The organism is Plantibacter sp. Mn2098, assembly GCF_049319745.1.
In the GTDB taxonomy this organism is placed as follows: Bacteria; Actinomycetota; Actinomycetes; order Actinomycetales; family Microbacteriaceae; genus Plantibacter.
Map to the genome: position 1 here is coordinate 59,800 of NZ_JBMOUH010000002.1, position 26,224 is coordinate 86,023.

A 26,224-nucleotide genomic window follows, 5' to 3' on the forward strand; every position below is an offset into this window, starting at 1 on the left:
TCCCCAGGTGAGCGCCGAGCGGCGTCCGGTCACGATTATGCCGCACCGCCCGCACCCGACGTCCGGGCGCAACGCGCTTCACGGCGTATCGCGACGCTCCCACGGCCAGCGCGGACGCGGCGGATGCCCTGAGGCGTTCGCGGCGACGGCTGCGGCCGCCAGCACGACCACGACCGCGAGCACCCCGACCGAGATGGCGAACGGTCGGACCATCGTCCCGGCGAACAGGATGGCCGCGTGGCCGCCGTCACCGGACGAGAACCAGACGAGCACCGCGCCGGTGAGCGCGTACAGGAACCACGCGACGACCCCCGTCACAACGGCGAACCAGATCTCGACCCGCGGCGGAACCCGTCGAGACTCACTCACGATCGCACCGCCGACGTACACCGTGGCGACGAGCACCATCATCGGGCCGACGACCGGATTGAGCCCTGGGACGTCGAGCACGTCCATGTTCGTCAGGAGACTGATGAACCCGAACGTGCACACCACGAGCGCGACGTAGGTGACCACCGCGAACGGCGCGACCCACCACGGCCCTCGTGCAGGAGTCGGGCCGCCGGACATCTCGGGCCGACTCAGCTCGCGACGGTGGGGCCGGCCTCGAGGACCTGCTCGTACTCGCGCTGCGCTTCGATGTTCTCGGCGCGGACCTTGCGACCGTGCGAGGCGATCCAACCGCCGAGCCACACCGGGATCTCACGGGCAACGACGAAGGCGACGACCGGGCCGAAGGCGAACGCGTTGTCGAGCAGGAGGCGCAGCGTCGCCGTTCCGCCGAGGGTCCAGGCGCGCTGCTCGAGGAGCAGGCCGCCGAACCAGGCGAGGTAGGTGACCAGGCCGATGAGCACACCGCCGAGCACCCAGTGCACCCAGCCGGCGCGGTTGATGATGACGGACGCGATGATCCAGGCGAGGAAGAATGCGATGACCGGTCCGATGAAGACCCAGCTGGTCACGAGCGTCGTGAGGATCTCGACGAAGTCATTCGAGCGTCCGACGCCCGCCCCGCCGCCGAAGGCGAGGGCCAGTCCGGAGACCGCCGCGGCGTAGATCGCCCCGAACACGACGGTGCCGAGGAGGCCGATGAGGATGCCGAACCCGCGGTTCCCGCGATCCTTCGGCTGCTCAGGCGCCTGCACGTACAACGGGAACTGCTGCTGCGCCGGCGCGAACTGCTGCGCGAGTGGCGCAGCCGTCTGCTCTGCGACGGGCACGTAGGCTGCTGCGGGGTACGGGTGGGACTCGAACTCTTCGGCAGGCGCCGACGCGGGAGCGAACTGCTCGACCGGTGGCTGGGCGATGGCCGGCTCCGACCATGCCTGCTGAGCCGGGACGTACTGCGCCGGAGCCTGCTGCGCCGGGTTGTACTGCGCGGCCGTCTGCTCGGCGGGGGTGAACTGGGTCGTCGCGGTGTCGACGGCGGGCGCCGGATCCGCGACGGGAGCCTGGTGGGTCTCCGGGACGATGACGGGAGCTGCTGCTGGAAGAGCTGCAGGAGGGGCATCGACGGGTGCTGCCGCGTCGGTCTCGACGGCCGACGTGGCGGCGTCGTCCGCCGGCTGCTCGCCGGTCACGGAATCACGCGCGGCGGCGTCCGCCTCGAGGCGATCCGACGAACCGGGTTCAGGGGTCGGGTTGCTCATGATTCGCTCCTTCTTCGGCGCCGTGCTGGCACCTCGATCGACACTGTAGCAACGGAGTGGCCGGTTGCAGCGGAACCGCGCTGAACGTCCGGGGACTTGCATTTCAGTCCGAGAGCGCCCTCGCATCGCTTCCCGCGCGCGGCTGGAGGGCCCGGAAATCGGATTCAGGCCGAATTCATGTCGAATGGCAATGGTCGGCACAGCCGAACCGGATCGGATGGAGGACGACAACGCACGATCATCGCGTCCGGCCCCGCCTGGACCAGTCACACCACGGAGCCTCCCCATGCAGCAGCCCACCGCCCATCGTCGCCCGGCCGGCGCGCCCGTCGTGCCACGATCGGTCCGACGCCGACGGGCACAGATCGTGGGGGCCGCGACCGCAGTGGGCCTCGTCGCCTGCTTCGTGGTCGGCATCGTCTACGGCGACGAGGGCGCATCCTCAGCCGCAGAGACGACGCACACCGAGTCGAGCGCACACACGACGGCGCCCCCGGCCGCGACGCCGCAGTCGGCCGCGGCCGCCGATCCGGCCACCGCTCCGGCCGCAGCTCCGGCCACGGCCCAGCTCGCAGAGGCCAGCGGAGAGGGGGACGGCATCGCGCCGCCCCTCGACCCGGCCCTCTCCGCTGCGGTGACCGCACAGATGCAGTACGTCTACGGTCACTGGAACAGCTACAACCTGGAGGCCTACGGCTCCCTCGACGACAACGATTGCGCCAACTTCGCCAGCCAGAGCCTCATCGCCCGCGGGTGGACGATGACCGACGATTGGTGGGCAGCGGGCACTGGATCCGACTTCGACTTCTCGAAGGCGTGGGTGAGCTCCACCGCACTGATGAACTACCTCTCCGAGCACCCGAAGCTCGCAACGGCGCTCGACGACACGCAGCGCGCGCAGGTCAAGGTCGGCGACATCGTGCAGTTCGACTGGGACCGCAGCGGCGACCGCGACCACACCGGCATCGTGACGGCTGTGACTCACACCGCCACGGGCATCGACATCCGCTATGCGGCGCACACCGACGACACCGTCGACCGCTCGGTGGACTGGGCCATCCACACGTACCACCCCGGTGCTGCCGTGTACTACTGGAGCATCCACTAGGCCGCACCCGAGGAACATCGGCGCCTGGATCAGTTCGGGAAGAGCGTCTCGATGATCGTCGTGGTGTACCCGGTCAAGGTCGTGTTCGACCATCTGGTGGCGACCCACAGCCCGTCGCGCAGGAAGTGCTGCTCGCCGCCGTCGTTCCCTGCGCCGCTCCACTCGATGACACACCTCGTCCCGCCGTGGTCGTCCGAGCACGAGTAGCTCGCCGCCTTCATCCGGTCGATTGCGGCCGTCGCCTGGGCCTCGGTCACCGAGACCACGTTCGTCTCCACACCGCGCTCCGACCCGCCGTTCGGGTTCACGAAGATGCATGTGAGCCGGTCTGATCCACGGAGCATGGTCTTCAGGGAGTCGTCGTTCGACGCGATCCAGTCGGTCAGCGGCTTCGCCCAGTCCGGGTTGAAGGCGAACCGTTGTTCGTTCTCGACCGTTTGGATGTAGCCGGCCGGGTAGAGGGCCTGACAGTCGGTCGGGCGGGCGAGCTGTCCGGGTGCCGGGGTCGTGGTCGGTTCCGGCGATGTCGTTGGCTCGGTCGATGGGGTCGCCGTTGTACTCGGGGACGCGCTGCCGTCGGCTGCGGGACGGCCGCTGAATTGCCCGCCGATGATGAGCCCGATGACGACGACGAGCGCGATCGCGAGCACCCCGGCGATCACACCGAGCGCGATCAGGCTGCGATTACGGGGAGCACGAGGCCCTTGGCCGCCGGGCGCCGGAGGCTGCTGCTGCGGCGCAGGTGGCCGCACCGGCGGCACGGGCGGCTGCACGGGTGGCTGAACCGGCGGCACCGGCGGCTGCACCGGCTGCTGCACCGGTTGTGGATCAGGCGTCCCAGGAGTCTGCCCGCCCTGCCCGGACCCATCGCCGACCGGTCGTCGTCCCTGCCACGGATCATTCAGCGGATCGCTCATCTCCCCAGGATGCCTCCCCCACAGGTGCCGCGCAATCTCGCCCATTCCGTTCCGTTCCGAAACGATACGCGTTTCCACCGCCCCGCCCCCGTTCGCCGAGGGGATGTGAATCGCTCCCCCGATCGCCATCTGAACGACAGAATGCCTCACCTCGCGGACATGACAATGGGCCCGCCTGCCGAAGCAGACGGGCCCACGATCATGCGGCTACACCCTAGTTGTAGTTACCGGGGGTGAAGTCGTCGGAACTGAAGCTGTCGAAGTCGACGAAGCTCAGATCGGACTCGTTGAACGCGCCGTCCTCACCGAAGATCCGGTTCGGGTAACGCTCAGCCTTGGCTTCTTCCGTCGCCTCGACGATCACGTTGCGGTAGCGCGGCAGACCGGTACCGGCCGGGATGAGCTTACCGATGATGACGTTCTCCTTGAGGCCGACCAGCGGGTCGCTCTTGCCTTCCATGGCGGCCTGCGTGAGCACACGCGTGGTCTCCTGGAAGGAAGCGGCCGACAGCCACGACTCGGTCGCAAGCGAAGCCTTGGTGATACCCATGACTTCCTGACGAGCCGATGCCGTACGGCGGCCCTCCGACACGGCCGAGCGGTTGAGCTCGGCGTAGCGCAGCCGGTCGACGAGCTCACCAGGCAGCAGGTCGGTGTCACCGTGGTCGACCACGGTCACCTTCCGCAGCATCTGGCGCACGATGACCTCGATGTGCTTGTCGTGGATGGGGACACCCTGCGAACGGTAGACGCCCTGCACACCACCGACGAGGTGCTTCTGCACCTCACGGACGCCCTGCACGCGCAGGACTTCCTTCGGGTCGACAGCACCGACGTGGATCTTCTGACCCAGCTCGACGTGCTGTCCGTCCTCGACGAGGAGGACTGCACGCTTCAGCACCGGGTAGATGACCGGCTCGTCGCCGTTGTCCGGCGTCAGGATGACCTTGCGGGCCTTGTCGTTCTCGTCGATCGTGATGCGACCGGCGGCTTCGGCGATCGGGGTCGCACCCTTGGGGGTACGAGCCTCGAACAGCTCCTGCACGCGGGGCAGACCCTGCGTGATGTCGTCGGCCGATGCAGAACCACCCGTGTGGAAGGTACGCATCGTGAGCTGGGTTCCCGGCTCACCGATCGACTGTGCAGCGATGATGCCGACGGCCTCACCGATGTCGACGAGCTTGCCCGTGGCGAGCGAGCGGCCGTAGCAGGCAGCACACACACCGACGGTGGACTCACACGTCAGGACGGAACGGACCTTGATGTTCTCCACACCGGCGGACACGAGCTTGTCGATGAGCACGTCACCGACGTCCTCACCGGCCTCGGCAACGACGGTGCCCTTCGGGTCGACGGCCGCCGCAGCGAGCGAACGGGCGAACACGGAGTTCTCCACGTTCGGGTCGCGGACCAGGTTGCCCTGGCTGTCGACGTTCGCGATCGCGAGCTCGAGACCCTTCGTCGTACCGCAGTCGTCTTCGCGGATGATGACATCCTGCGAGACGTCGACGAGACGACGCGTGAGGTACCCGGAGTCGGCCGTACGAAGAGCCGTGTCGGCCAGACCCTTACGAGCACCGTGGGTCGCGATGAAGTACTCGGCGACCGACAGGCCCTCACGGTAGGAGGAGATGATCGGGCGAGGGATGATCTCACCCTTCGGGTTGTTCACCAGGCCTCGCATACCCGCGATGTTGCGGATCTGCAGCCAGTTACCACGAGCACCCGACGACACCATGCGGTTGATGGTGTTGTCCTCAGGGAAGTTCGCGCGCATGGCTTCGGCGACCTTCTCAGTTGCCTCGGTCCAGATCTTGATGAGCTCCTGGCGACGCTCCGTGTCGGTGGTCAGACCCTTGTCGAACTGGCTCTGGACCTTCGCGGCCTGCTTCTCGTAGCCCGCGACGATCTCGCGCTTGTTCGGCGGCGTGAGGACGTCGCTGAGCGCGACGGTCACACCGGAACGGGTGGCCCAGTGGAAGCCGGCGTCCTTGATGTTGTCAAGGGTCGCCGCCACGACGGTCTTCGGGTAACGCTCCGCGAGGTCGTTGACGATCGACGACAGGTTGCCCTTGTCCGCGATGTCCTCGAAGTACGGGTAGTCCTCCGGGAGCGCCTCGTTGAAGAGTGCGCGACCGAGCGTGGTCTCGACGAGTGCGACGCCACTGCCTTCGTAGCCCTCAGGGCCGGTGCCCTCAGCGAAGGTGATGTCGTGCAGACGGATCCGCACCTTGGCGTTGAGGTCGAGCGAGCCCTGGTCCTTGGCGAGGATCGCCTCGGCGACGGACGAGAACGCACGGCCTTCACCCTCGACACCGCTCTTGAGCGTGGTCAGGTGGTGGAGTCCGACGATCATGTCCTGCGTCGGCAGGGTGACCGGGCGTCCGTCGGACGGCTTCAGGATGTTGTTCGAAGCGAGCATCAGGATGCGTGCTTCGGCCTGGGCCTCGACCGACAGGGGCAGGTGGACAGCCATCTGGTCGCCGTCGAAGTCTGCGTTGAACGCAGCACACACGAGCGGGTGCAGCTGGATGGCCTTGCCCTCGACGAGCTGAGGCTCGAACGCCTGGATGCCGAGACGGTGCAGCGTTGGTGCGCGGTTGAGCAGCACGGGACGCTCGCGGATGATCTCCTCCAGCACGTCCCAGACCTCGGGACGGCTGCGCTCGACCATGCGCTTCGCGGCCTTGATGTTCTGAGCGTGGCTCAGGTCGATCAGGCGCTTGATGACGAACGGCTTGAAGAGCTCCAGAGCCATCTGCTTGGGCAGACCACACTGGTGCAGCTTCAGCTGCGGGCCGACGATGATGACCGAACGGCCGGAGTAGTCGACGCGCTTGCCGAGGAGGTTCTGACGGAACCGACCCTGCTTACCCTTCAGCATGTCGCTGAGGGACTTGAGCGCACGGTTACCCGTACCCGTGACCGGACGTCCACGACGACCGTTGTCGAACAGTGCGTCAACGGCCTCCTGCAGCATCCGCTTCTCGTTGTTCACGATGATCTCGGGGGCGCCGAGGTCGAGCAGACGACGCAGACGGTTGTTGCGGTTGATCACACGACGGTAGAGGTCGTTGAGGTCGGAGGTCGCGAAGCGGCCACCGTCCAGCTGGACCATCGGGCGCAGCTCCGGCGGGATCACCGGAACGACGTCGAGGACCATCGCGGCCGGCGAGTTGCCGGTGATGAGGAACGAGTTGACCACACGCAGACGCTTGATGGCGCGGATCTTCTTCTGACCCTTGCCCTCCGCGATCTGGTGGTGGAGCAGCTCGGACTCTGCAGCGAGGTCGAAGGACAGCAGGCGCTTCTTGACGGCCTCTGCACCCATGTACGCCTCGAAGTACAGGCCGAAACGGTCCTGCAGTTCGTGGAACACGGAGTCTTCCGGCTTCAGGTCGCCGACCTTCAGGTTGCGGAAGTCCTCCCACACGCGCTCGAGGTGGGCGATCTGCTCGTCGTACGACTTGCGGGTCTGGCCCATCTCCTTCTCAGCAGCGTCCTTGGTGCGACGCTTCTGCTCGCTCTTCGCGCCTTCCGCCTCGAGGACGACGAGGTCGTCTTCCAGCTTCTTCAGGCGGTCTGCGATGCGCGAGTCGCGCTGGTCGCCGAGGGTCTTGATCTCGAGGCGGAGCTCGTTCTCAAGGCCGGGCATGTCCTGGTGGCGTGCGTCCTCGTCCACGTCGATGACCATGTAGGCCGCGAAGTAGATGACCTTCTCGAGGTCCTTGGGCGCCATGTCCAGCAGGTAGCCGAGGCGCGAGGGGACACCCTTGAAGTACCAGATGTGGGTGACGGGGGCGGCGAGCTCGATGTGGCCCATGCGCTCACGGCGCACGGACGACTTCGTGACTTCCACACCACAGCGCTCACACACGATGCCCTTGAACCGGACACGCTTGTACTTGCCGCAGGCGCACTCCCAGTCCCGCGAGGGTCCGAAGATCTGTTCGCCGAACAGACCGTCCTTCTCGGGCTTCAGGGTGCGGTAGTTGATGGTCTCAGGCTTCTTGACCTCACCGTGCGACCAGGCACGGATGTCGTCTGCGGTGGCCAGACCAATGCGAAGCTCGTCAAAAGTTGTGACGTCGAGCAATGTATCTCCTATGAAAGGTTTCGTCAGTCTCTACAGTGGTCAGGCTTAGATCTCGTCGATCGACGAGGACTCGAACCTGGAGGAAATGTTGATGCCGAGCTCTTCGGCGGCGCGGAACGCGTCGTCGTCGGTGTCGCGCAGGCTCACCGCGGTGCCGTCGGCCGAGAGGACCTCGACGTTCAAGCACAGCGACTGCATTTCCTTGATGAGCACCTTGAAGCTCTCGGGGATGCCCGGCTCCTGGATGTTCTCGCCCTTGACGATGGCCTCGTACACCTTGACGCGGCCGAGGATGTCGTCGGACTTGATCGTCAGGAGCTCCTGGAGTGCGTATGCCGCACCGTAGGCCTCGAGGGCCCACACTTCCATCTCACCGAAACGCTGTCCACCGAACTGCGCCTTACCACCGAGCGGCTGCTGGGTGATCATCGAGTACGGACCCGTGGAGCGTGCGTGGATCTTGTCGTCGACCAGGTGGTGCAGCTTCAGGATGTACATGTAGCCGACCGAGACCGGAGCCGGGAACGGCTCACCAGAACGACCGTCGAACAGACGGGTCTTTCCGCTCGAACCGATCAGGCGGTCGCCGTCACGGGTCACGGTGGTCGAGTCGAGCAGACCAGCGATCTCCTCCTCGGAGGCGCCGTCGAACACGGGGGTCGCGACCTTCGTGTTCGGCTCTGCCGAGTGCGCGGCGGCCGGGAGCTTCTTGGCCCAGGCCGGCTTGCCCTCGACGTTCCAACCCTGCTTCGCGATCCATCCGAGGTGCAGCTCGAGCACCTGGCCGAAGTTCATTCGACCGGGGATGCCGAGCGGGTTCAGGATGATGTCGACGGGGGTTCCGTCGGCGAGGAACGGCATGTCCTCGACCGGCAGGATCTTCGCGATGACACCCTTGTTGCCGTGACGGCCGGCGAGCTTGTCGCCCTCGGTGATCTTGCGCTTCTGGGCGATGTAGACGACCACACGCTGGTTGACGCCTGAGCCGAGCTCGTCGTCGCCGTCCTGTGCGTCGAACACCTTGACGGCGATGATCGTGCCGGCTTCACCGTGGGGCACCTTGAGCGAGGTGTCGCGGACTTCGCGGCTCTTCTCGTTGAAGATGGCGCGCAGCAGGCGCTCCTCCGCGGACAGCTCGGTCTCACCCTTCGGCGTGACCTTGCCCACGAGGATGTCGCCTGGGCGGACCTCTGCACCGATGCGGATGATGCCGCGCTCGTCCAGGTCCTTCAGGAGCTCCGGGCTGACGTTGGGGAGGTCACGGGTGATCTCCTCCTTGCCGAGCTTCGTGTCGCGAGCGTCGACTTCGTACTCTTCGATGTGGATCGAGGAGAGGACGTCGTCCTTCACCAGGTTCTGGCTGAGGATGATCGCGTCCTCGAAGTTGTGACCCTCCCACGTCATAAACGCGACGAGGAGGTTCTTGCCGAGCGCGAGCTCGCCGTTCTCCGTTGCGGGACCGTCGGCGATGACCTCGCCGGCCTCGATGCGCTCACCCTCGGAGACGATGACGCGGTTGTTGTAGCTCGTGCCCTGGTTGGAGCGGTCGAACTTGCGCAGGTAGTAGGTCTGCGTTCCACCCTCGTCGAGCTGGATGGTTACGGACTCTGCCGAGACCTCCTGGACGACACCGGCCTTGTCGGCGGTGACGACATCGCCGGCGTCGATGGCTGCGTAGCCCTCCATACCGGTGCCGACGAGCGGCGAGTCGGAACGGAGCAGCGGAACGGCCTGACGCTGCATGTTGGCACCCATGAGTGCGCGGTTCGCGTCGTCGTGCTCGAGGAACGGGATGAGCGACGTCGCGACGGAGACCATCTGACGGGGCGAGACGTCCATGTAGCCGATGTCCTCGGCTGCGAAGAGGTCGACCTCTCCACCCTTCTTACGGGCCAGGACGCGGTCCTCCTGGAAGTGGCCGTCCGCCTTCAGCGGAGCGTTGGCCTGGGCGACGATGAAGTCGTCCTCTTCCATGGCGGTCAGGTAGTCGATGTCGTCGGTCACTCGACCGGCGACGACGCGACGGTACGGGGTCTCGATGAAACCGAAGGAGTTGATCCGCGCGAACGATGCGAGCGAACCGATCAGACCGATGTTCGGGCCTTCAGGGGTCTCGATCGGGCACATGCGGCCGTAGTGGGACGGGTGAACGTCTCGCACCTCGACGCCGGCACGCTCACGCGACAGACCACCAGGGCCGAGGGCCGAGAGGCGACGCTTGTGCGTGAGGCCCGCGAGCGGGTTGTTCTGGTCCATGAACTGCGACAGCTGCGAGGTCCCGAAGAACTCCTTGATCGCGGCGACGACGGGGCGCACGTTGATCAGGGTCTGCGGCGTGATGGCCTCGATGTCCTGCGTGGTCATGCGCTCGCGGACGACGCGCTCCATGCGGGACAGACCCGTGCGGACCTGGTTCTGGATGAGCTCGCCGACGGCGCGGATGCGACGGTTGCCGAAGTTGTCGATGTCGTCGGTGTCGAGACGGAGGTCGACCGGCTTGCCGGCACGGATGCCCGGCAGCGTCGTGGTGCCGCGGTGCAGGGCGACGAGGTACTTGATCGTCGCGACGATGTCGTCGACGGTCAGGACCGAGTCGCTGAGCGGCTTGTCGAGGCCCAGCTTGTTGTTGATCTTGTAGCGGCCGACCTTCGCGAGGTCGTAGCGCTTCGAGTTGAAGTAGAAGTTGTCGAGGAGCGCACGCGCGGCCTCTGCAGCGACCTGCTCGCCCGGACGGAGCTTGCGGTAGATGTCGCGGAGGGCGTCTTCCTTCGTGAGGATGGTGTCCTTCTCGAGCGTGAGCTCGATGGACTCGTATCCCTTGAACTCCTGGAGGATCTCCTCGCTCGTCATGCCGAGCGCCTTGAGGAACACGGTGACGGACTGCTTGCGCTTGCGGTCGATGCGGACGCCGACCTGGTCGCGCTTGTCGATCTCGAACTCGAGCCATGCACCACGGCTCGGGATGACGCGAGCCGAGAAGATGTCCTTGTCGGAGGTCTTCTCCTGAGCGGACTCGAAGTACACGCCCGGGCTGCGGACGAGCTGCGAGACGACGACACGCTCGGTGCCGTTGATGATGAACGTTCCACGCTCGGTCATGAGCGGGAAGTCGCCCATGAAGACCGTCTGCGTCTTGATCTCACCCGTGAGGTGGTTCATGAACTCTGCTTCGACGTAGAGCGGAGCAGCGTAGGTCTTGCCACGCTCCTTGCACTCGTCGATGGAGTACTTCTCCGGCTCCAGGTACGGGTTGGCGAAGCTGAGCTGCATCGTCTCGCCGAGGTCCTCGATGGGGGAGATCTCCTCGAAGATCTCGTCGAGGCCGCTCTTGGTCGGCAGGTCCTGTCGGCCGGCCTGGGTGGCTTCAGCGACGCGTGCCTTCCACACGTCGTTGCCGACCAGCCAGTCGAAGCTTTCGGTCTGCAGAGCCAGAAGGTCTGGGACCGTCAGCGTGTCGGTGATCTTCGCGAACGAGAGGCGGGATGCTCCGCGGCCGTTCTTGGGTGAGTTGGTGGATGCGTTGCGCGCAGCAGCCAAGGGATAACCTCCGGGGGCCTGTTGTGGGCCGAGTTACTGGTCGTCAGTGGAGTTACTCACAGATTCGAGCCGGTGACGGGGTGAACCGTACACGCGAAGCCGACCGCAATATGAAGGCAGGAAAGATCTGGGAGCGCAAAGAACAACTATAGGCCGGAAATCCCGGCGTGTCCAGTCTTTCCTTGACGACTTTTCAAATCTCCGGTATAACGTCCGCCGTATCCCTCCCGTCGACGAGCGTAACTCCTTCAATCCGGACCGCCGATTCTGCAGATCCGCGGATTTCCGCGGTTCCGCATCCGGACGGCGTCAGAATTGAAGGAGTTGTGCTCGATGGGGGCTGGGCAGGATGGACAGGATGGGCGGGGTGGACGAGCGGAGCGACGGGAGGGCGGGGAAGTAGGGTTGGGGGATGGACGAGGCACAGGTACGACTCGGCGTCAGCGGCTACCTCGCGAAGATCGAAGCGGATCGATTCGTCCCGGGGACGTATCAACTCGTGGTCGACGGGACGCCCCAGTCGCACGTCAACCTCGACGATCCGTCAGAGCTCTTCTTCGAGTACGTGCAGCGCATCGGCCACATCATCGACGAGATCGGCGACCCCGGCCGCCCCATCACCGCGGTCCACCTCGGTGCAGGCGCCCTCACGATCCCGCGCTACGTCGAGGCGACGAGGCCGGGGTCGAGACAACAGGTCATCGAACTCGAACGCGAGCTCGTCGAACTCGTCCGCGAACACCTCCCGCTCCCCAAACGCGCCCAGATCCGGGTCCGGTACGGCGATGCGCGGGAGATCGTCGCGAAGCTGCCGCCCGGCCTCCACGGGACGGTCGACCTCGTCGTCGTCGATGTCTTCAGCGGCGCGAACACACCGGCTCACGTCACCAGCACCGAGTTCTACGCGTCGGCCGTCGAACTGCTCGCCCCGGACGGCGTCATCGTCGTCAATGTCGCAGACGGCCAGGGCCTCGCCTTCGCCCGCGGACAGGCGGCGACCCTCGCGGCCTCGGTCGCCCACGTCGCCGCCCTCGCCGAGACCCAGGTGCTGAAGGGCCGCCGCTTCGGCAACGTCGTCCTGGTCGGCTCGAACACCGAACTCCCCCTCGACTACCTCCCGCGACTGATGGCCGCCGGCCCGCACCCGGCGAAATCGGTCTCCGGGCGGGAACTGCGCGACTTCATCGCCGGAGCCTCCGTCGTGACCGATGCGACGGCCGTCCCGTCGCCGAGTCCAGGGCAGGGCATCTTCTCCAGCAAGTAGCCCTGCGACACGGCGTCCTCCAACACGCCGTCGGTTCCCCGTCGCCCTGAAGGGCGGCGATGTCGGCTGCTCGGAGTACCCTGACCACATGGCAGAACTCGGCCGGGTCACGGCGTGGGCACAGGCACTCATCACCCTGCACCTCGACCCTGCCGTGTGGACGTTCGGATTCGACAACGCCAAGCGCCGTGCCGGCCTCTGCAACTTCACCACCCACCGCATCACGGTGTCCCGCTACCTCGCCGCCAGGTACGAGGACGACGAGATCCATCAGATCCTCCTGCACGAGGTCGCCCACGCCCTCGCCGGCCCTCGCGCAGGCCACGGACAGAAGTGGCGCCGCATCGCCGCCGACCTCGGCTACGAGGGCTCCAGACTGCACGACGGCGAGACCGCGGACGAGCTGGCGCCGTGGGTCGGCACCTGCCCGGCCGGCCACCTCCTGTACCGCCATCGTCGCCCCACCAGGACCACCTCGTGCGGCAAGTGCTCCCGCTCGTTCGATCCGGCGCACGTCCTGACCTGGCAGCATCGCGAGGTCACCCCGGCCATGCGCAGGCGCGCGGCGGCAGCGGACGGGACGGCCGATGCGGCCGGCAGCGCGACCTCGGTTCCGACAGGCGCGGTCACGACCGCTGCAGCAGCGGCGGCCGACCCGCTCGGGCAGGAGGCCTGAGATGGCTGCGAAGGCTGCACAGCCGGCCACTGGCTCCTCGGAGCGCTGGGTGGCACTGCTCCGCGGCGTCAACGTCGGCGGCATCACGGTCAAATCCGCCGAGCTCACCGCCATGATGACGGGCCTCGGATTCACCGAGGTCAAGACGGTCCTGGCGAGCGGCAACGTCCTGTTCACGGCGGAGGGCACCACTCCGGGTGCTGCTGCCGACGCGCGCCGCCTCAAGACGTCGATCGAGCGGGCACTCGCCGACACCTTCGGCTACGAGGCGTGGATCATCCTCACCTCGCAGGGAGCCCTCCGCGCGGTCGTCGACGCCTACCCCTGGGCGGAGACCGCCGAGCTGCAGCCGTACGTCATGTTCGGCTCAGAGCAGCATCCGCTCGACGCCCTGAACACGTTCGCCGCGTCACTCCACGATCAGCCGGACCGCGTGCAGCCCGGTGACGGGGTGCTGTACTGGGAGGTGCCGAAGGGCATGAGCGTCGACACCGCATTCGCCAAGGAATCGGCGAAGAAGACCTACAAGGCCACCACAACGACCCGCAACCTGCGGACGCTGCGCAAGCTCCTCTAGCGCCGGCCGCTCACTCGGGACCGCGGCCACGGACACCCCGACTGCGCCCGTCCCAGCGTGCTCACTCCCCCGTCACCCCGTCCAACTGCTCGCGCAGGATGTCGACGTGCCCCAGGTGGCGAGCGGTCTCTTCGATGAGGTGCAGGATGATCCATCTGAGCGAGAACCGACCCTCCCCCGCCGCGCTCAGGTCGTCGAGGGCGTACCGGGATGCGACCTCGCGCGACTCAGCGCAGGCGAGTTCGTACTCGACGATGATCTCCTCGAGCGAGTCCTGCCCGCTCACCCGGAAATCGCCGTCCGGATCGTCGTCGGTGTAGTGGACGGGGACCTGTTCCTGCCCGTCCATGTCCTCGCGGAACCAGCTGCGCTCGACGTCGGCGAGGTGCCTCAGCATCCCGGAGACCGTCGTGAGACTCGGGAGGAGCCGCTTGGCCGCATCGGCATCGCTCAGCCCGCGAGCCTTCCACACGATCGTGGCGCGCTGGAGGTCGAGGAATCCTTCGAGCATGGCGCGTTCGTCGCCGCGCTCGGGAGGCCTCGGCCGGTCGAGGGCGTCGATGCTAGGCGCCGACCGTCACGCGGGGGTCGAAGGCGACGTAGTTCGCGAACTCCTTGCCGACGCGCTCCGCAGCGCCGTCGTATGGGTTCGGGTAGGACCAGGCGTGGTCCTTGGCGACCTCGCCGCCGACGGAGACATCGAAGTACTGGCACACGCCCTTCCACGGGCAGGTGTACGGCGTCGGGCTCTCGGCGAGCGCACCCTCCACGATGCTCGACGGCGGGAAGTACCAGTTGCCCTCGATCTTGATGAGGTCCTCATCGGGAGCCTCGGCGATGACATTGCCGTTCAGTGATGCACGCATAGCCCGACCCTACGCTCGGAACTCGCCGCCGTCCAGGACGGGAACCGTCGTCGAGACGTCGACCTCGCGGGCGAGCTGCACGAGCTCGGCGTCGCCCGTCTGCGCGAGGAGCTGAGCCGACCCGGACGCGGACAACAAGTGTCCGACGCCGTTCCGCAATCCGTCGTACGCCGCCGCAGCGGCAGCGGCCTCCGGGGAGGTGAAGTCGATGCCGCGGGCGCCGAGCGCATCGATGATTGCCCCCGCGCCGAACAGGTCCTCGACGGCGAACCGGGCGGAGCCTGCCTCGTCGACGTCGCCGACCGCGACGACCACGACACTCGTGCGGCGGCCGAGCTCCGCCTGCTTCGCGATGATCCAATCCGCGACAGCGGAGCGGTTGCGCAGGCACCCGGCAATCACGATCGCACCGGTCGCGGCGAGCGCCGTGGCGACAGCTGCACCGCTGTGCGGGTCGTCCGCCTCGTCCAGCACGGTCGAGCCGCCGGTCGATGCCGCGACCTCGAGCGACGTCGTGTACGACAGCACGTCCACGAGGACCGCGACGTCCGAGGGTTCGACCCGGCCGGCGCCGTGCTCGGACCAGTCGAATCGGACCTGGTACTTCGTCTGGGCGAACGGGGGCTGGACGGGGATCGGCTGCATCACCCAGCCATCGTATCGGCCGCCCTGACCGGCCGCGCCTACCGCCGCTCCTCCGGGAACCGCAGCCGATCATCGGGATCCCGGGGGCGCATCTCGTTGCGGATGAGCTCGAAGTCGTGCCGTGTCAACTCGATGACCCCGCGTCGGAGCTGATAGCCCCAGTCGGGATTGAGACTCGTGAAATCGAGCAGGCTGCGGAGCGGACGGATGGGGGTCTCCTCCGCATCGAGCACGTAGTCCACCCGGCGGCGCCACGGCGCCCACTCGCTGCCGGACATGGCCTGCTTGTCCGCCTGATAGACCGTGTCATCGCTGATCCGGCCGATGCCGGTGAACGCGCGCAGCGGCTCGCCGTCCGGGGTGCTGACCCTGGGCGAGTAGTAGACGAGGCCGTCCGACTCCCGCATGCGTTCGAGGCCGGCGCGATGGCCGTGGTTGATCTGCGCGAACCCGCCGCGCACGGCGATGCGCACGTGATCGCGTTGGACCACGCCCAGCCAGTACCGGATCGCCATGTGTCCTGTCTAACGCATTCCGCCGACAGCGCGTATTCGGCGCCGCTCCGCATCCGGAGCCTGGCGGTCCGGGGCCTGCCCGTCACGGGCCTGCACGTCAGGGGCCTGTCTGTCCGGAGCGTGCCGTGCAACACTGAGGTCATGCGCGTGATGCTCAAGCTCGTCCTCGACTGCGATGCCGATGCCGCCTGGCGCGCACTGCGATCGCCGACGGTCCTCCGAGAGCTGTACAGCCCCCTCATCGCCCTCGAATCGCTCGACGCCACTGGCTTCCCCACCACTTGGGAACCGGGCGACCACCGGGTCATGATGGAGGCGGCGGGCGCCGTCCCGCTCGGCAAGCAGATCATCCGGTTGAGCTTCATCGAGCGCCCGGACGGTGTCCGCATCCTCCGCGACTCCGGCGAGCCCGTCAGCGGCCCGCTCAGCAAGCTCGCCGGCTGAGACCATCAGATGGCGGTCTCGCGTCTGCCTGGCGATCCGTCGAAAACGCTCTACCGGGACCGGCTCGTCATCAAGGGCTCGATCGCACCGCTCTACTGGTACCCGCTCTGGGCCACCTGGCAGTGGCGCGGGGCGCGCATCGCGGCCCTCGCACCGACGTGGGCGTTCGACCCGCCGCTGCCGGAGGACGAGACGGCGGTCTGATCCGTCGCGAGATCGGCGCGCTGTTCAGCCCTCGGTCGCGCGACCGTCGCCGCTTCTGGAACCGGGTTCCCCAGCGAACTCACACCCCGTGCGCTAGACTGGGAACACTTGCGGGTGTTCCGCGCCACTGGGCGTATCCACCGCTTGCGTCGTAGAACGCTCCCTCTCTCCCCGAGATGCGCCGGATCGCACCGTGCAAACCGCACAACGCCAACCGCACGCAGCGCCACGGATCTCGGGTCGATGACACTTCATACGGCGAACGGATGCGCGATCCTGCGCCTTCGCCACTCCCCACGCAGCGACGACGCCAGCGGATTGCCACCAGGCATCCGCTCGTCTGCCTGCGCGGCCGTGCCTGAAAGACACAACCATGCCAGACATCACCTTCGACGCCCTCGGCGTCCCGGCGCCCATCGTCACCGCCCTCGCCAAGGACGGCAAGACCACGGCGTTCCCCATCCAGATCGACACCCTCCCGGACACCCTCGGCGGACGCGACGTCCTCGGCCGCGGCAAGACCGGCTCGGGCAAGACCCTCGCGTTCAGCATCCCCATGGTTGCCCGCCTCGGCGGCGCACTCGCCGGCGGCAAGCGTCGCCCGGGTCGTCCCCTCGGCCTCGTCCTCGCACCGACGCGTGAACTCGCGACGCAGATCGCAGCCGTGATGCAGCCGCTCGCCGACGCGTACGGTCTGAAGACCACCACGATCTTCGGCGGCGTCTCGCAGAAGCGTCAGGAAGAGGCCCTCCGCGGCGGCGTCGACATCGTCATCGCGTGCCCCGGCCGTCTCGAAGACCTCATGAAGCAGGGCTTCGTGAACCTCGAAGCCGTCGAGATCACCGTCCTCGACGAGGCCGACCACATGGCAGACCTCGGCTTCCTGCCCGTCGTCACCCGCATCCTCGACAAGACGCCTCGCGGCGGACAGCGCCTGCTGTTCTCGGCGACGCTCGACAACGGCGTCGACAAGCTCGTGCGCAAGTTCCTGCAGAACGAGGTGCTGCACTCCGTCGACGAGGCCAACTCCCCCGTCGCCGCGATGACGCACCACGTCTTCACGACGCCGTCCGTCGAGTCGAAGAACGACCTCATCCAGGCGCTCGCGTCCGGCACCGGCCGTCGCATCCTGTTCATGCGCACCAAGCACCACGCCAAGAAGCTCGCCAAAAAGCTCACCGAGTCCGGCATCCCGGCCGTCGACCTGCACGGCAACCTGTCGCAGGTCGCCCGTGACCGCAACCTCGCCGCGTTCAGCGCCGGCACCGCGAAGGTCCTCGTCGCAACCGACGTCGCCGCCCGCGGCGTGCACGTCGACGACGTCGAGCTCGTCATCCACGTCGACCCGCCGACCGAGCACAAGGCATACCTGCACCGCTCTGGCCGTACGGCTCGCGCCGGCAGCGCCGGAGACGTCGTCACCATCGCGCTCCCCGCGCAGATGAGCGACCTCAAGTCCCTCCTCCGCAAGGCGGCCATCACCGTGACCCCGCAGGCAGTGACCGCGACGTCGGCTCCCGTCGTCGAGCTCATCGGCGAGGTCGCAGCGTACGTCAAGCCGGCTCCGCGCCAGGCCGAGCCGCAGGGCGGCGGTCGCTCGCAGGGCGCCAACGCACAGCGCAAGCGTGCGGCCCGCGGCGACTCCGCCGGTGGCGGTCGTGGCGGAGAAGGCCGTGGCCAGGGCGGCGGCGAAGGCCGTGGCGGCCAGGGCGGCGGCGGTCGTCGTGGCGGTCGTCCGGCCGGTGGCTCCGGCGGTTCCGGTGCGGCACAGGGGCAGGGCGGTCGCTCCGGCGGCTCGCAGGGCCAGGGCCGTTCAGGTGGCTCGGGCGGCTCGCGTTCCGGTGCTCGCGACGGTGCTGCAGCGTCGACCGGCGGCAGCCGTGCGCACTACAGCACGGGCTACGCGTCGAACTCCGGCGCTCCGGCATCGACCTCGCGTCCCCGCACCAACCGTCGGGCGCAGAGCTGATCTGAGCTGCTCTGAGCTGAGCTGAGCTGAGCTCTCTGTGCTGAGTTCTCCCGGGCGCTCCGCTTCTGAATCGAGCTGAGCCGGATCGTCGGGTGCACAGCTCGTCGAGCCTTGCTCGGTGTGCTTCCCCTGATCCGCCGTGTTCAGGAAATACTGCAGGCCAGCCGCGTATTGCGGCTGGCCTCACGTATTTCCCGAAACCGGCGGATTTTGGATGCGCGGGCGCCCGGGGTACGGTCGCTGCATGAACGCCAACGCCGTTGTTCGACCCATCCGTGACGTCGATGCAGAATCACTCGGTCGTGTCCACGCCACCTGCTGGCACGAGACCTACGACCACCTCATCAGCGAGGCCACACTCGCCAAGCTCTCCCCACGCCGGATGGCGGAACTGTGGACGCACTGGGCTGCACAAGGTCCCGAGTACACGCACTTCGCCGCGCTCGTCGACGGTGAGATCGTCGGATTCTCCGGCTCAGGACCCTCGCGTGACGACGACAAGCCGGACGAACGCGAGCTCTACTTCATCTACCTCCTCGACGCCTGGCACGGCACCGGCATCGGGCAGCAGCTGTTCGATGCGGCGATCGGCACCCAGCCGGCATTCCTGTGGGTCGCCTCCGACAACCCGCGTGCGCACCGCTTCTACGAGCGCAACGGCTTCACGCCGGACGGCGGGGACCGGACCGAGCCGTTCCTCGGCGAGACAATCCACGAGGTCCGTCTGACCCGCTGACGTTGTGCCCCACGCCGCGCTGGGGTCGGCGGTGAGCGCGATGCGCTCGCGCACGCGCGCCCCACGCTCGCGAGCGCGGGTTGCACCCACACCGCGCTGGCGCGAGCGCATCGCGCTGGTGCACACTCAGATGAGCTGGGCGAGGGAGGTGCGGACGATGACCGTCGGCTATTCGGGGAGTCCTCAGGCGAAGAAGCTCGGGATCAAGCCGGGTGTGCGACTCGCGCTGCATCGCACTCCGGCCGGATGGCGGTTCGATGCCGATCCGACCGATGCGACGCTCGTCACCGACGACGGGCCCGCCGACGTGCTCATCGCCTTCGTGACGAGCGCCGATGACGTCCTCACCGACATCGATTCCCTCCGCGAACGTGTCTTCCCCGCCGGGGCGCTGTGGATCGCGTGGCCGCGGAAGGCCGCCGGCCACGTGAGCGACGTCACGGAGAACCTCATCCGGGACACCGCGCTCGAACGCGGACTGGTCGATGTGAAGGTCGCGGCGCTCAGCGAGGACTGGTCGGCGTTGAAACTCGTGTGGCGTATCGAGAATCGCACGCGCCAGTAGCGGTGCGTCCGCGCTTCGACAAGCTCAGCGACCGGGCTCCGGAGTGATGAGCGCGGGTCTGTGCCGCGAGCGCATCGCGCTGCCGCAGACCGATGGGCGCGGGAGAGCGCGACTCGACTAGCGCGACTCGACTAGCGCAGGCGACCGACGGAGGCGAGTGCCGCACGCAGCAGCGTGCCTCGGCCGCCCTCCATCTCGGCGGCGACCGCATCGCTGCTGGCTTCCTCCGGCGTCATCCAGGTGATCTCCAGGGCGTCCTGACGCGGCTCACATGTGCCGGTGACGGGCACGACGTACGCGAGGGACACGGCGTGCTGGCGATCGTCCGAGTACGGCGACAGCCCGGGCAACGGGAAGTACTCCGCCACCTGGAACGGCACCGGGGACGCCGGCAGCAACGGGAACGCCATGGGCCCGAGGTCCTTCTCGAGGTGACGGAACAGGGCGTCGCGGATGGTCTCGCCGTACATCACCCGACCGGAGACGAGTGTGCGCGTCATCTCTCCGAGCGCGGTGGCCCTGAGCAGCACACCGACCTCGGTGACGACGCCGACGCCGTCAACCCGGACGGGCACTGCCTCGACGTACAGCAGGGGCAGTCTGCGCCTGATCTGCTCGAGCTCCATGTCCGACAGCCAACCCGGGTTGGAGTCCCCTGGCAGGTCGGGCTCCGGTGTGGGGTCAGGTGTGCGAACGCTCATGGTTCTTTCTTACCCCATGCTGGTCGGAAGCGGGCATCGACCGCGCGATCGGTGGAGAGCGCGCAGGAAGCGATCGCTGTGGAGGAGCCTCCCCCGGGGCCTCCCCCGGGGCCTCCGACACACGGATGACGGCGCGTCGGCGGCCCGTGCGACCATGGAGGGTCACGAACCGCGCATCAGGGAGGAACCCATGACCGACGACCAGACGATCGACGCCGACGCCGTGCTCTGGTCCGCCTCCCCGGCCGATCGCGAGGGCAGACCTCTGCTACTCCTGCTGCACGGCTACGGTTCGCACGAGGGCGATCTCTTCGGGCTCGCCGCGTATCTTCCGCTCGAGCCGGTCATCGCATCGCTCCGTGCCCCGTTGCGTGCATCGTGGCCGGTCGACGGCAACTCCTGGTACCCGCTCGATCTCCCCGGCGACCCGTCACCCGTCGGCGTCACGGGCGCTGCCCGCGCCGTGCTCGACTGGATCGACGCGCTCGACGTCCAGCCGACATCAATCGGTCTGCTCGGCTTCTCCCAGGGCGGGTCGCTCACGCTGCAGCTCATGCGGCTCGCGCCGGAGCGGTTCTCCTACGGCGTTGTGCTGTCCGGATTCGTCGCGTCAGGGGAGGTCGCCGGCGACGCAGACCTCGCCGTGCGCAAGCCACCAGTGTTCTGGGGCAGGGGCACAACGGACCAGGTCATCCCGGAAGCAGCCGTGTTCCGCACCACGGACTGGCTGCCGTCCCACTCCACCCTGTCCGGTCGCATCTATGAGGGCCTCGGCCACTCGGTGAGCGAGCAGGAGCTGGCGGACATCCGCGCCTTCATCGACCGCCAGCTCTGACGGATTCGCCCACTCGGGGCCGTGTGTCGGTGGGGTCGGGGATGATGGTCCCATGAGCGACGTGCTGGAGAGGTTCTCCCCCGCAACCCGCGAGTGGTTCCGCGGGGCATTCGTCGCGCCCACCCCGGCGCAGGCCGGCGCGTGGGACGCCATCTCCCGCGGGGCGCACGCCCTCGTCGTCGCGCCGACGGGTTCCGGCAAGACGCTCTCCGCGTTCCTGTGGTCCATCGACCGGTTGATGTCGCAGAACCAGCAGGACGAGCAACGTCAGCGGGAATCCGCCGCCCACGGGAGCAGCGGCACGAGCAACAGCACCACCGCGGATGCCGACGCAGCACCAACGCGCGGCACACGCGTCCTCTACATCTCGCCGCTCAAGGCCCTCGGCGTCGACGTGGAGCGCAACCTCAGGACGCCACTCGTCGGCATCGCCCAAGCCGCCAGACGGCTCGGCGTCGAGCCGCCGCACGTGAGCGTCGGCGTCAGATCGGGTGACACTCCGGCATCGGACCGTCGCGCACTCGTCAAGGACCCGCCCGATGTGCTCATCACCACGCCGGAGTCGCTCTTCCTGATGCTCACGAGCGCAGCGCGCCATACACTGTCCACCGTCGACACGATCATCATCGACGAGATCCACGCCGTCGCGTCCACCAAACGCGGCGCCCATCTGGCCGTCTCCCTCGAACGGCTCGACGCCATGCTGGAGCGCCCGGCGCAGCGCATCGGCCTGTCGGCGACGGTCCGCCCGGCCGAGGAGGTCGCCCGGTTCCTCGGCGGCCTCGCGCCGGTCGAGATCGTGTCGCCGCCGGCCGCGAAGACCTTCGACCTGCGCGTCGTCGTCCCGGTGGACGACATGACCAATCCGGATGCCGGGATGTCGAACCCAGGGGCGCCGGACGAGGCCGGCTCCGGCGGCGGCTTCACCGGTCCGACCCCGAACGGCGATGGCAGCGCCGGCGGTGGGGAGGATCGGGTCGGGAGCATCTGGCCACACGTCGAGGAGGCCATCGTCGATCGGGTGCTCGCGCATCGGTCCACGATCGTGTTCGCGAACTCCAGACGCCTGGCGGAACGGCTCACCGCCAGACTCAACGAGATCTACGAGGCGCGGATGACGGAGTCCGAGCTCGTCTCCCCTGGTGCCGGGCGGCCACCCGCGCAGCTGATGGCGCAGAGCGGTCAGACGCGAGGGTCGGCCACCACCCTAGCGAACGCCGCGAACCGCGATGGCGACTCCGACGCCGGCTCCGACTCCGACGGCGAGCAGCATCTCCTCGCGAGGGCCCACCACGGCTCCGTCTCGAAGGACCAGCGCGCCGGCATCGAGGACGACTTGAAGTCCGGCCGCCTCCGCTGCGTGGTGGCGACGTCGAGCCTCGAACTCGGCATCGACATGGGCGAGGTCGACCTCGTGATCCAGGTGGAATCCCCACCGAGCGTCGCGAGCGGCCTCCAGCGCGTCGGCCGCGCCGGCCACCAGGTGGGCGAGATCTCCCGGGGTGTGCTCTTCCCCAAGCACCGGGCCGACCTCGTGAGCACGGCCGTCGCCACTGAGCGGATGGAGGCCGGACTCATCGAGTCCATCTCCATCCCGGCGAACCCGCTCGACATCCTCGCCCAGCAGACGATCGCGGCCGTGGCGCTCGACGATCTGGACGCAGAGGCGTGGTTCGCCACGGTGAAGCGCAGCGCGCCGTTCGCCGGCCTGCCGCGTTCGGCGTACGAGGCGACCCTCGACCTCCTCGCCGGACGGTACCCGTCGGACGAATTCGCCGAGTTGCGGCCGCGCATCGTGTGGGATCGCGATGCCGGCACCCTCACCGGACGGCCGGGCGCGCAACGCCTCGCCGTGACGAGCGGCGGCACCATCCCGGATCGCGGACTCTTCGGGGTGTTTATGGTGGGCGAGGCCGCGTCGGCCGGGGCCCGCGTGGGAGAGCTCGACGAGGAGATGGTCTACGAATCCCGCGTCGGCGACGTCTTCGCGCTCGGCGCGACGAGTTGGCGCATCCAGGAGATCACGCACGACCGCGTGCTCGTGACCCCTGCCTTCGGCCAACCGGGGCGGTTGCCGTTCTGGAAGGGCGACGGCATCGGACGTCCTGCGGAACTCGGGCGGGCCATCGGCGCATTCGTCCGTGGCCTGGACACCACCGGCACCACGTCCGTCGAACGCCTCTCTGCCGCCGGCCTCGACGAACGAGCCGTCACCAACCTCCTGGCCTATGTCCGGGAGCAGAAGGAAGCGACGGGTGTCGTCCCGAGCGACACCACGCTCGTGGTGGAACGGTCGCGCGACGAGCTCGGCGACTGGCGGGTCATCCTGCATTCCCCCTACGGCATGCGTGTGCACGCACCGTGGGCGCTCGCGGTGGGCGCACGCGTCCAGGAGCGTCTCGGCGTCGACGGCTCGGCCATCGCGAGCGACGACGGCATCATCGTCCGGCTGCCGGACACCGAATCGGAACCGCCCGGCGCGGAACTGTTCGTCTTCGAACCAGAGGAACTCGACGCCCTCGTGACGCAGGAGGTCGGCGGGTCGGCACTGTTCGCCTCGCGATTCCGCGAGTGCGCCGCGCGGGCGCTCCTCCTGCCCAACTACAGTCCGCAGAAGCGCTCCCCGCTCTGGCAGCAACGCCAGCGGTCGGCGCAGCTGCTCGAAGTCGCACGCAAGTTCCCGACGTTCCCGATCATCCTGGAGACGGTCCGCGAGTGCCTGCAGGACGTCTACGACCTGCCAGCGCTCGATGCCATCGCCCGCGAGTTGCAGGCACGCACGATCCGCATCGTCGAGACCACGACCGACCAGCCGTCGCCCTATGCCCGCTCCCTGTTGTTCGGGTACGTCGGCGCGTTTATGTACGAGGGCGACAGCCCGCTGGCAGAGCGGCGGGCGGCGGCGCTCGCGGTCGACAGCACGATGCTCGGCGAGCTGCTCGGACGGGTGGAGCTGCGGGAGCTGCTCGACCCGGGCGTCATCGAGCTGACCGAGCTCGAACTGCAACGCCTGACGGGTGATCGCAAGATGAAGGGCGTCGAGGGCGTCACCGACCTGTTGCGGCTCCTCGGTCCGCTCACGGCCGCAGAGATCGCCGATCGGTGCACCTTCGACGTGCTCCAGGTGTCCCCGGACGGCGCGATTGACGCCCCACCGGATCTGGCGGGAGCCGAAGCCGCACTCGCCACCCTCGACCGCTCGAAGCGCATCATCCGCGTCCCCATCGCCGGTGTCGACCGCTGGGCGGTCATCGAGGACGCCGGCCGGTTGCGCGACGCCCTCGGCACGCCGTTGCCCATCGGCATCCCGGTCGCGTTCACCGAGCCGGTGCCTGATCCGCTCGGGGACCTCATCGCCAGGCATGCCAGAACCCACGGTCCGTTCACGACCGGCGAAGCAGCCAGACGGTTCGGGCTGGGAACGGCCGTGGTCCTCCAGACGCTCACGCGGCTCGCCGATGCCGGCCGTGTCGTCCGCGGCGAGTTCCTCCCCGCCGGCCGGGGTGACCAGTCGACCGATCCACGCGACACCGGGGAGTGGTGCGACGCCGGGGTCCTGCGCCGCCTGCGCATCCGCTCGCTCGCCGCGCTCCGCCACGAGGTCGAACCCGTCGACCAGGCGGCGTTCGCCAGATTCCTGCCCTCGTGGCAGCACGTGAACGGATCACTGCGCGGGATCGACGGCGTCGCCGCGGTGATCGATCAACTGGCCGGGACGTATATTCCCGCATCGGCATGGGAGTCGCTCATCCTGCCGTCGCGCGTCGCGGACTACAGCCCGGCCATGCTCGACGAGCTCACGGCGACGGGCGAGGTCGTCTGGTCCGGTGGGGGAACCCTGCCCGGGAACGACGGATGGGTGGCGCTGCACCTCTCGGACACCGCGCCGCTCACCCTCCCGATCGCCGCAGACCACGTGCCGGACGCCCTGCAGACGGAACTCCTCGCGACCCTCGGGGGCGGCGGCGCGTACTTCTTCCGGCAGCTCGCAGAAGCCGTCGGCTCCACGGACGACACCGTCCTGGTCGACGCCCTGTGGGAACTGGTCTGGGGCGGCCTCATCACCAACGACACCTTCGCGCCACTGCGCACGCTCGTCGGCACGGGCACCGGGACATCGGCGCACCGCGTCCAACGGCAGACGCCCAGGGCGAGGATGTACCGCGGACGGGCGATGCAACGGCCCACGATGGCCACCCGCGCTACGCCGACGCTCGGCGGACGCTGGTCGATCCTCCCGCTCGCAGAACAGGACGCGACCGTCCGCGCCGCAGCGACCGCCGAGACGCTGTTGGAGCGCTACGGCGTCGTCACACGCGGGTCCGTCATGAACGAGGGCGTCGCCGGCGGGTTCGCGCTCGCGTACCGCGTGCTCAACCGCTTCGAGGAGAACGGGCGGTGCCGGCGGGGCTACTTCGTCGAACGGCTCGGCGGCGCACAGTTCTCCGCATCGGGAACCGTCGACCGGCTGCGGACGTTCGCCAGGACCGACGAGACGCCAGCCCTCGACACCGTGACACTCGCCGCCACCGACCCGGCCAACCCGTACGGCGCCGCACTCTCGTGGCCCGGTGCAGACGTCACCGGGGTCAAGCATCGCCCCGGGCGGAAGGCCGGCGCACTCGTCGTCCTCGTCGACGGCGCACTCGTGCACTACCTCGAACGCGGCGGCAAGACCGTCCTCACCTTCGTCTCGGACGAGCAGGTGCTCGCAGCGGCTGGACGCTCCCTCGCGGAGACCGTGCGCTCAGGGCGGGTGGAGCACCTCGCCGTCGAGAAGGTCAACGGCGAGTTCGTCCTCGGCACCCCGACCGGTGTCGCCCTCCGAACGGCCGGATTCCAGGAGACGCCACGCGGCCTCCGGTTGCGCCGTGGGTAGGCTGAGGTCCAGAACGTGCCGCACGACGACGTCGGCACGAT

Annotated in this window: 20 protein-coding genes and 1 pseudogene; 11 read left to right on the forward strand and 10 right to left on the reverse strand. The window is 68.1% G+C overall.

The features are described 5' to 3' along the window. Positions 1-78: 78 nt before the first annotated feature. Both ACL9RL_RS03100 and ACL9RL_RS03105 read right to left on the reverse strand, forming a co-directional pair. Positions 79-570, reverse strand: a complete 492-nt coding sequence (locus tag ACL9RL_RS03100) for a DUF6121 family protein (protein ID WP_422778752.1) — start codon at positions 568-570, stop codon at positions 79-81. A gap of 11 nt (positions 571-581) precedes the next feature. Then, the gene (locus ACL9RL_RS03105; RefSeq protein ID WP_422778753.1) at positions 582-1,649 is read right to left on the reverse strand and encodes a hypothetical protein; all 1,068 of its coding nucleotides are present in this window, start codon (positions 1,647-1,649) and stop codon (positions 582-584) included. Positions 1,650-1,935: 286 nt separating this feature from the next. Here ACL9RL_RS03105 and ACL9RL_RS03110 point away from each other — a divergent pair, with 286 nt between their 5' ends. Next, on the forward strand, positions 1,936-2,757 hold the full coding sequence (locus ACL9RL_RS03110; protein ID WP_422778754.1) for an amidase domain-containing protein: 822 nt from the start codon (positions 1,936-1,938) through the stop codon (positions 2,755-2,757). 29 nt (positions 2,758-2,786) lie between these two features. Here ACL9RL_RS03110 and ACL9RL_RS03115 read toward each other — a convergent pair whose 3' ends face one another. The 3 genes from ACL9RL_RS03115 to rpoB all read right to left on the reverse strand — a co-directional run bounded on the left by ACL9RL_RS03115 (position 2,787) and on the right by rpoB (position 11,307). Next, on the reverse strand, positions 2,787-3,674 hold the full coding sequence (locus ACL9RL_RS03115) for a hypothetical protein (protein WP_422778755.1): 888 nt from the start codon (positions 3,672-3,674) through the stop codon (positions 2,787-2,789). A 214-nt stretch (positions 3,675-3,888) separates the two neighbouring features. Then, positions 3,889-7,770, reverse strand: a complete 3,882-nt coding sequence (locus ACL9RL_RS03120; protein ID WP_422778756.1) for a DNA-directed RNA polymerase subunit beta' — start codon at positions 7,768-7,770, stop codon at positions 3,889-3,891. Between the two features lie 45 nt (positions 7,771-7,815). Next, positions 7,816-11,307 carry a DNA-directed RNA polymerase subunit beta gene (gene rpoB / locus ACL9RL_RS03125; RefSeq protein WP_422778757.1) on the reverse strand — a complete coding sequence of 1,164 codons (3,492 nt, stop codon included), beginning with the start codon at positions 11,305-11,307 and terminating at the stop codon, positions 7,816-7,818. 412 nt (positions 11,308-11,719) lie between these two features. On the opposite strand from rpoB, the gene ACL9RL_RS03130 reads away from it, so the two are divergent. The 3 genes and pseudogenes from ACL9RL_RS03130 to ACL9RL_RS03140 all read left to right on the forward strand — a co-directional run bounded on the left by ACL9RL_RS03130 (position 11,720) and on the right by ACL9RL_RS03140 (position 13,824). Then, on the forward strand, positions 11,720-12,571 hold the full coding sequence (locus ACL9RL_RS03130) for a spermidine synthase (protein ID WP_422778758.1): 852 nt from the start codon (positions 11,720-11,722) through the stop codon (positions 12,569-12,571). Between the two features lie 88 nt (positions 12,572-12,659). Continuing rightward, positions 12,660-13,136, forward strand: a pseudogene (locus ACL9RL_RS03135) (SprT-like domain-containing protein); the annotation flags it as partial. A 112-nt stretch (positions 13,137-13,248) separates the two neighbouring features. Beyond that, positions 13,249-13,824, forward strand: coding sequence for a DUF1697 domain-containing protein (locus ACL9RL_RS03140; RefSeq protein WP_422778759.1), 576 nt, complete (start codon positions 13,249-13,251; stop codon positions 13,822-13,824). 61 nt (positions 13,825-13,885) lie between these two features. Here the strand turns inward: ACL9RL_RS03140 and ACL9RL_RS03145 are convergent, their stop codons facing one another. Genes ACL9RL_RS03145 through ACL9RL_RS03160 form a run of 4 tightly spaced genes read right to left on the reverse strand, consistent with a single transcriptional unit; the run spans position 13,886 to position 15,850 of the window. Next, a complete protein-coding gene (locus tag ACL9RL_RS03145) occupies positions 13,886-14,335 on the reverse strand; it encodes a DinB family protein (RefSeq protein ID WP_422778760.1) in 450 nt (149 codons plus the stop codon). 52 nt (positions 14,336-14,387) lie between these two features. Next, a complete protein-coding gene (locus ACL9RL_RS03150) occupies positions 14,388-14,690 on the reverse strand; it encodes a DUF427 domain-containing protein (protein ID WP_422778761.1) in 303 nt (100 codons plus the stop codon). A gap of 9 nt (positions 14,691-14,699) precedes the next feature. Then, positions 14,700-15,335 (reverse strand): 2-phosphosulfolactate phosphatase, encoded by a 636-nt coding sequence (locus ACL9RL_RS03155; RefSeq protein ID WP_422779205.1) that lies wholly within the window; start codon positions 15,333-15,335, stop codon positions 14,700-14,702. Positions 15,336-15,373: 38 nt separating this feature from the next. Further along, positions 15,374-15,850, reverse strand: a complete 477-nt coding sequence (locus ACL9RL_RS03160; RefSeq protein WP_422778762.1) for an EVE domain-containing protein — start codon at positions 15,848-15,850, stop codon at positions 15,374-15,376. 141 nt (positions 15,851-15,991) lie between these two features. Here ACL9RL_RS03160 and ACL9RL_RS03165 point away from each other — a divergent pair, with 141 nt between their 5' ends. From ACL9RL_RS03165 to ACL9RL_RS03185, 5 genes are all read left to right on the forward strand, one after another. Next, positions 15,992-16,294 carry a hypothetical protein gene (locus tag ACL9RL_RS03165; protein WP_422778763.1) on the forward strand — a complete coding sequence of 101 codons (303 nt, stop codon included), beginning with the start codon at positions 15,992-15,994 and terminating at the stop codon, positions 16,292-16,294. A 9-nt stretch (positions 16,295-16,303) separates the two neighbouring features. Next, positions 16,304-16,498 (forward strand): hypothetical protein, encoded by a 195-nt coding sequence (locus tag ACL9RL_RS03170; protein WP_422778764.1) that lies wholly within the window; start codon positions 16,304-16,306, stop codon positions 16,496-16,498. 373 nt (positions 16,499-16,871) lie between these two features. Further along, complete coding sequence (locus ACL9RL_RS03175) at positions 16,872-18,467, forward strand: DEAD/DEAH box helicase (protein WP_422778765.1); 1,596 nt, start codon at positions 16,872-16,874, stop codon at positions 18,465-18,467. Positions 18,468-18,711: 244 nt separating this feature from the next. Next, the gene (locus ACL9RL_RS03180) at positions 18,712-19,203 is read left to right on the forward strand and encodes a GNAT family N-acetyltransferase (RefSeq protein WP_422778766.1); all 492 of its coding nucleotides are present in this window, start codon (positions 18,712-18,714) and stop codon (positions 19,201-19,203) included. Between the two features lie 157 nt (positions 19,204-19,360). After that, a complete protein-coding gene (locus ACL9RL_RS03185; RefSeq protein ID WP_422778767.1) occupies positions 19,361-19,768 on the forward strand; it encodes a DUF3052 domain-containing protein in 408 nt (135 codons plus the stop codon). Between the two features lie 131 nt (positions 19,769-19,899). On the opposite strand, the gene ACL9RL_RS03190 is transcribed toward ACL9RL_RS03185, so the two are convergent. Further along, on the reverse strand, positions 19,900-20,469 hold the full coding sequence (locus ACL9RL_RS03190) for an NUDIX hydrolase family protein (RefSeq protein WP_422778768.1): 570 nt from the start codon (positions 20,467-20,469) through the stop codon (positions 19,900-19,902). Between the two features lie 190 nt (positions 20,470-20,659). Between ACL9RL_RS03190 and ACL9RL_RS03195 the strand changes: the two genes are divergently transcribed. After that, complete coding sequence (locus ACL9RL_RS03195) at positions 20,660-21,304, forward strand: alpha/beta hydrolase (RefSeq protein ID WP_422778769.1); 645 nt, start codon at positions 20,660-20,662, stop codon at positions 21,302-21,304. 52 nt (positions 21,305-21,356) lie between these two features. Continuing rightward, complete coding sequence (locus ACL9RL_RS03200; RefSeq protein WP_422778770.1) at positions 21,357-26,183, forward strand: ATP-dependent helicase; 4,827 nt, start codon at positions 21,357-21,359, stop codon at positions 26,181-26,183. Positions 26,184-26,224 lie beyond the last annotated feature (41 nt).

Coding starts and splice junctions, on each gene's coding strand:
- ACL9RL_RS03100 (WP_422778752.1), bottom strand. CDS start 570: ATGTCCGGCGGCCCGACTCCTGCACGAGGGCCGTGGTGGGTCGCGCCG.
- ACL9RL_RS03105 (WP_422778753.1), bottom strand. CDS start 1,649: ATGAGCAACCCGACCCCTGAACCCGGTTCGTCGGATCGCCTCGAGGCG.
- ACL9RL_RS03110 (WP_422778754.1), top strand. CDS start 1,936: ATGCAGCAGCCCACCGCCCATCGTCGCCCGGCCGGCGCGCCCGTCGTG.
- ACL9RL_RS03115 (WP_422778755.1), bottom strand. CDS start 3,674: ATGAGCGATCCGCTGAATGATCCGTGGCAGGGACGACGACCGGTCGGC.
- ACL9RL_RS03130 (WP_422778758.1), top strand. CDS start 11,720: ATGGACGAGGCACAGGTACGACTCGGCGTCAGCGGCTACCTCGCGAAG.
- ACL9RL_RS03140 (WP_422778759.1), top strand. CDS start 13,249: ATGGCTGCGAAGGCTGCACAGCCGGCCACTGGCTCCTCGGAGCGCTGG.
- ACL9RL_RS03145 (WP_422778760.1), bottom strand. CDS start 14,335: ATGCTCGAAGGATTCCTCGACCTCCAGCGCGCCACGATCGTGTGGAAG.
- ACL9RL_RS03150 (WP_422778761.1), bottom strand. CDS start 14,690: ATGCGTGCATCACTGAACGGCAATGTCATCGCCGAGGCTCCCGATGAG.
- ACL9RL_RS03155 (WP_422779205.1), bottom strand. CDS start 15,335: ATGCAGCCGATCCCCGTCCAGCCCCCGTTCGCCCAGACGAAGTACCAG.
- ACL9RL_RS03160 (WP_422778762.1), bottom strand. CDS start 15,850: ATGGCGATCCGGTACTGGCTGGGCGTGGTCCAACGCGATCACGTGCGC.
- ACL9RL_RS03165 (WP_422778763.1), top strand. CDS start 15,992: ATGCGCGTGATGCTCAAGCTCGTCCTCGACTGCGATGCCGATGCCGCC.
- ACL9RL_RS03170 (WP_422778764.1), top strand. CDS start 16,304: ATGGCGGTCTCGCGTCTGCCTGGCGATCCGTCGAAAACGCTCTACCGG.
- ACL9RL_RS03175 (WP_422778765.1), top strand. CDS start 16,872: ATGCCAGACATCACCTTCGACGCCCTCGGCGTCCCGGCGCCCATCGTC.
- ACL9RL_RS03180 (WP_422778766.1), top strand. CDS start 18,712: ATGAACGCCAACGCCGTTGTTCGACCCATCCGTGACGTCGATGCAGAA.
- ACL9RL_RS03185 (WP_422778767.1), top strand. CDS start 19,361: ATGACCGTCGGCTATTCGGGGAGTCCTCAGGCGAAGAAGCTCGGGATC.
- ACL9RL_RS03190 (WP_422778768.1), bottom strand. CDS start 20,469: ATGAGCGTTCGCACACCTGACCCCACACCGGAGCCCGACCTGCCAGGG.
- ACL9RL_RS03195 (WP_422778769.1), top strand. CDS start 20,660: ATGACCGACGACCAGACGATCGACGCCGACGCCGTGCTCTGGTCCGCC.
- ACL9RL_RS03200 (WP_422778770.1), top strand. CDS start 21,357: ATGAGCGACGTGCTGGAGAGGTTCTCCCCCGCAACCCGCGAGTGGTTC.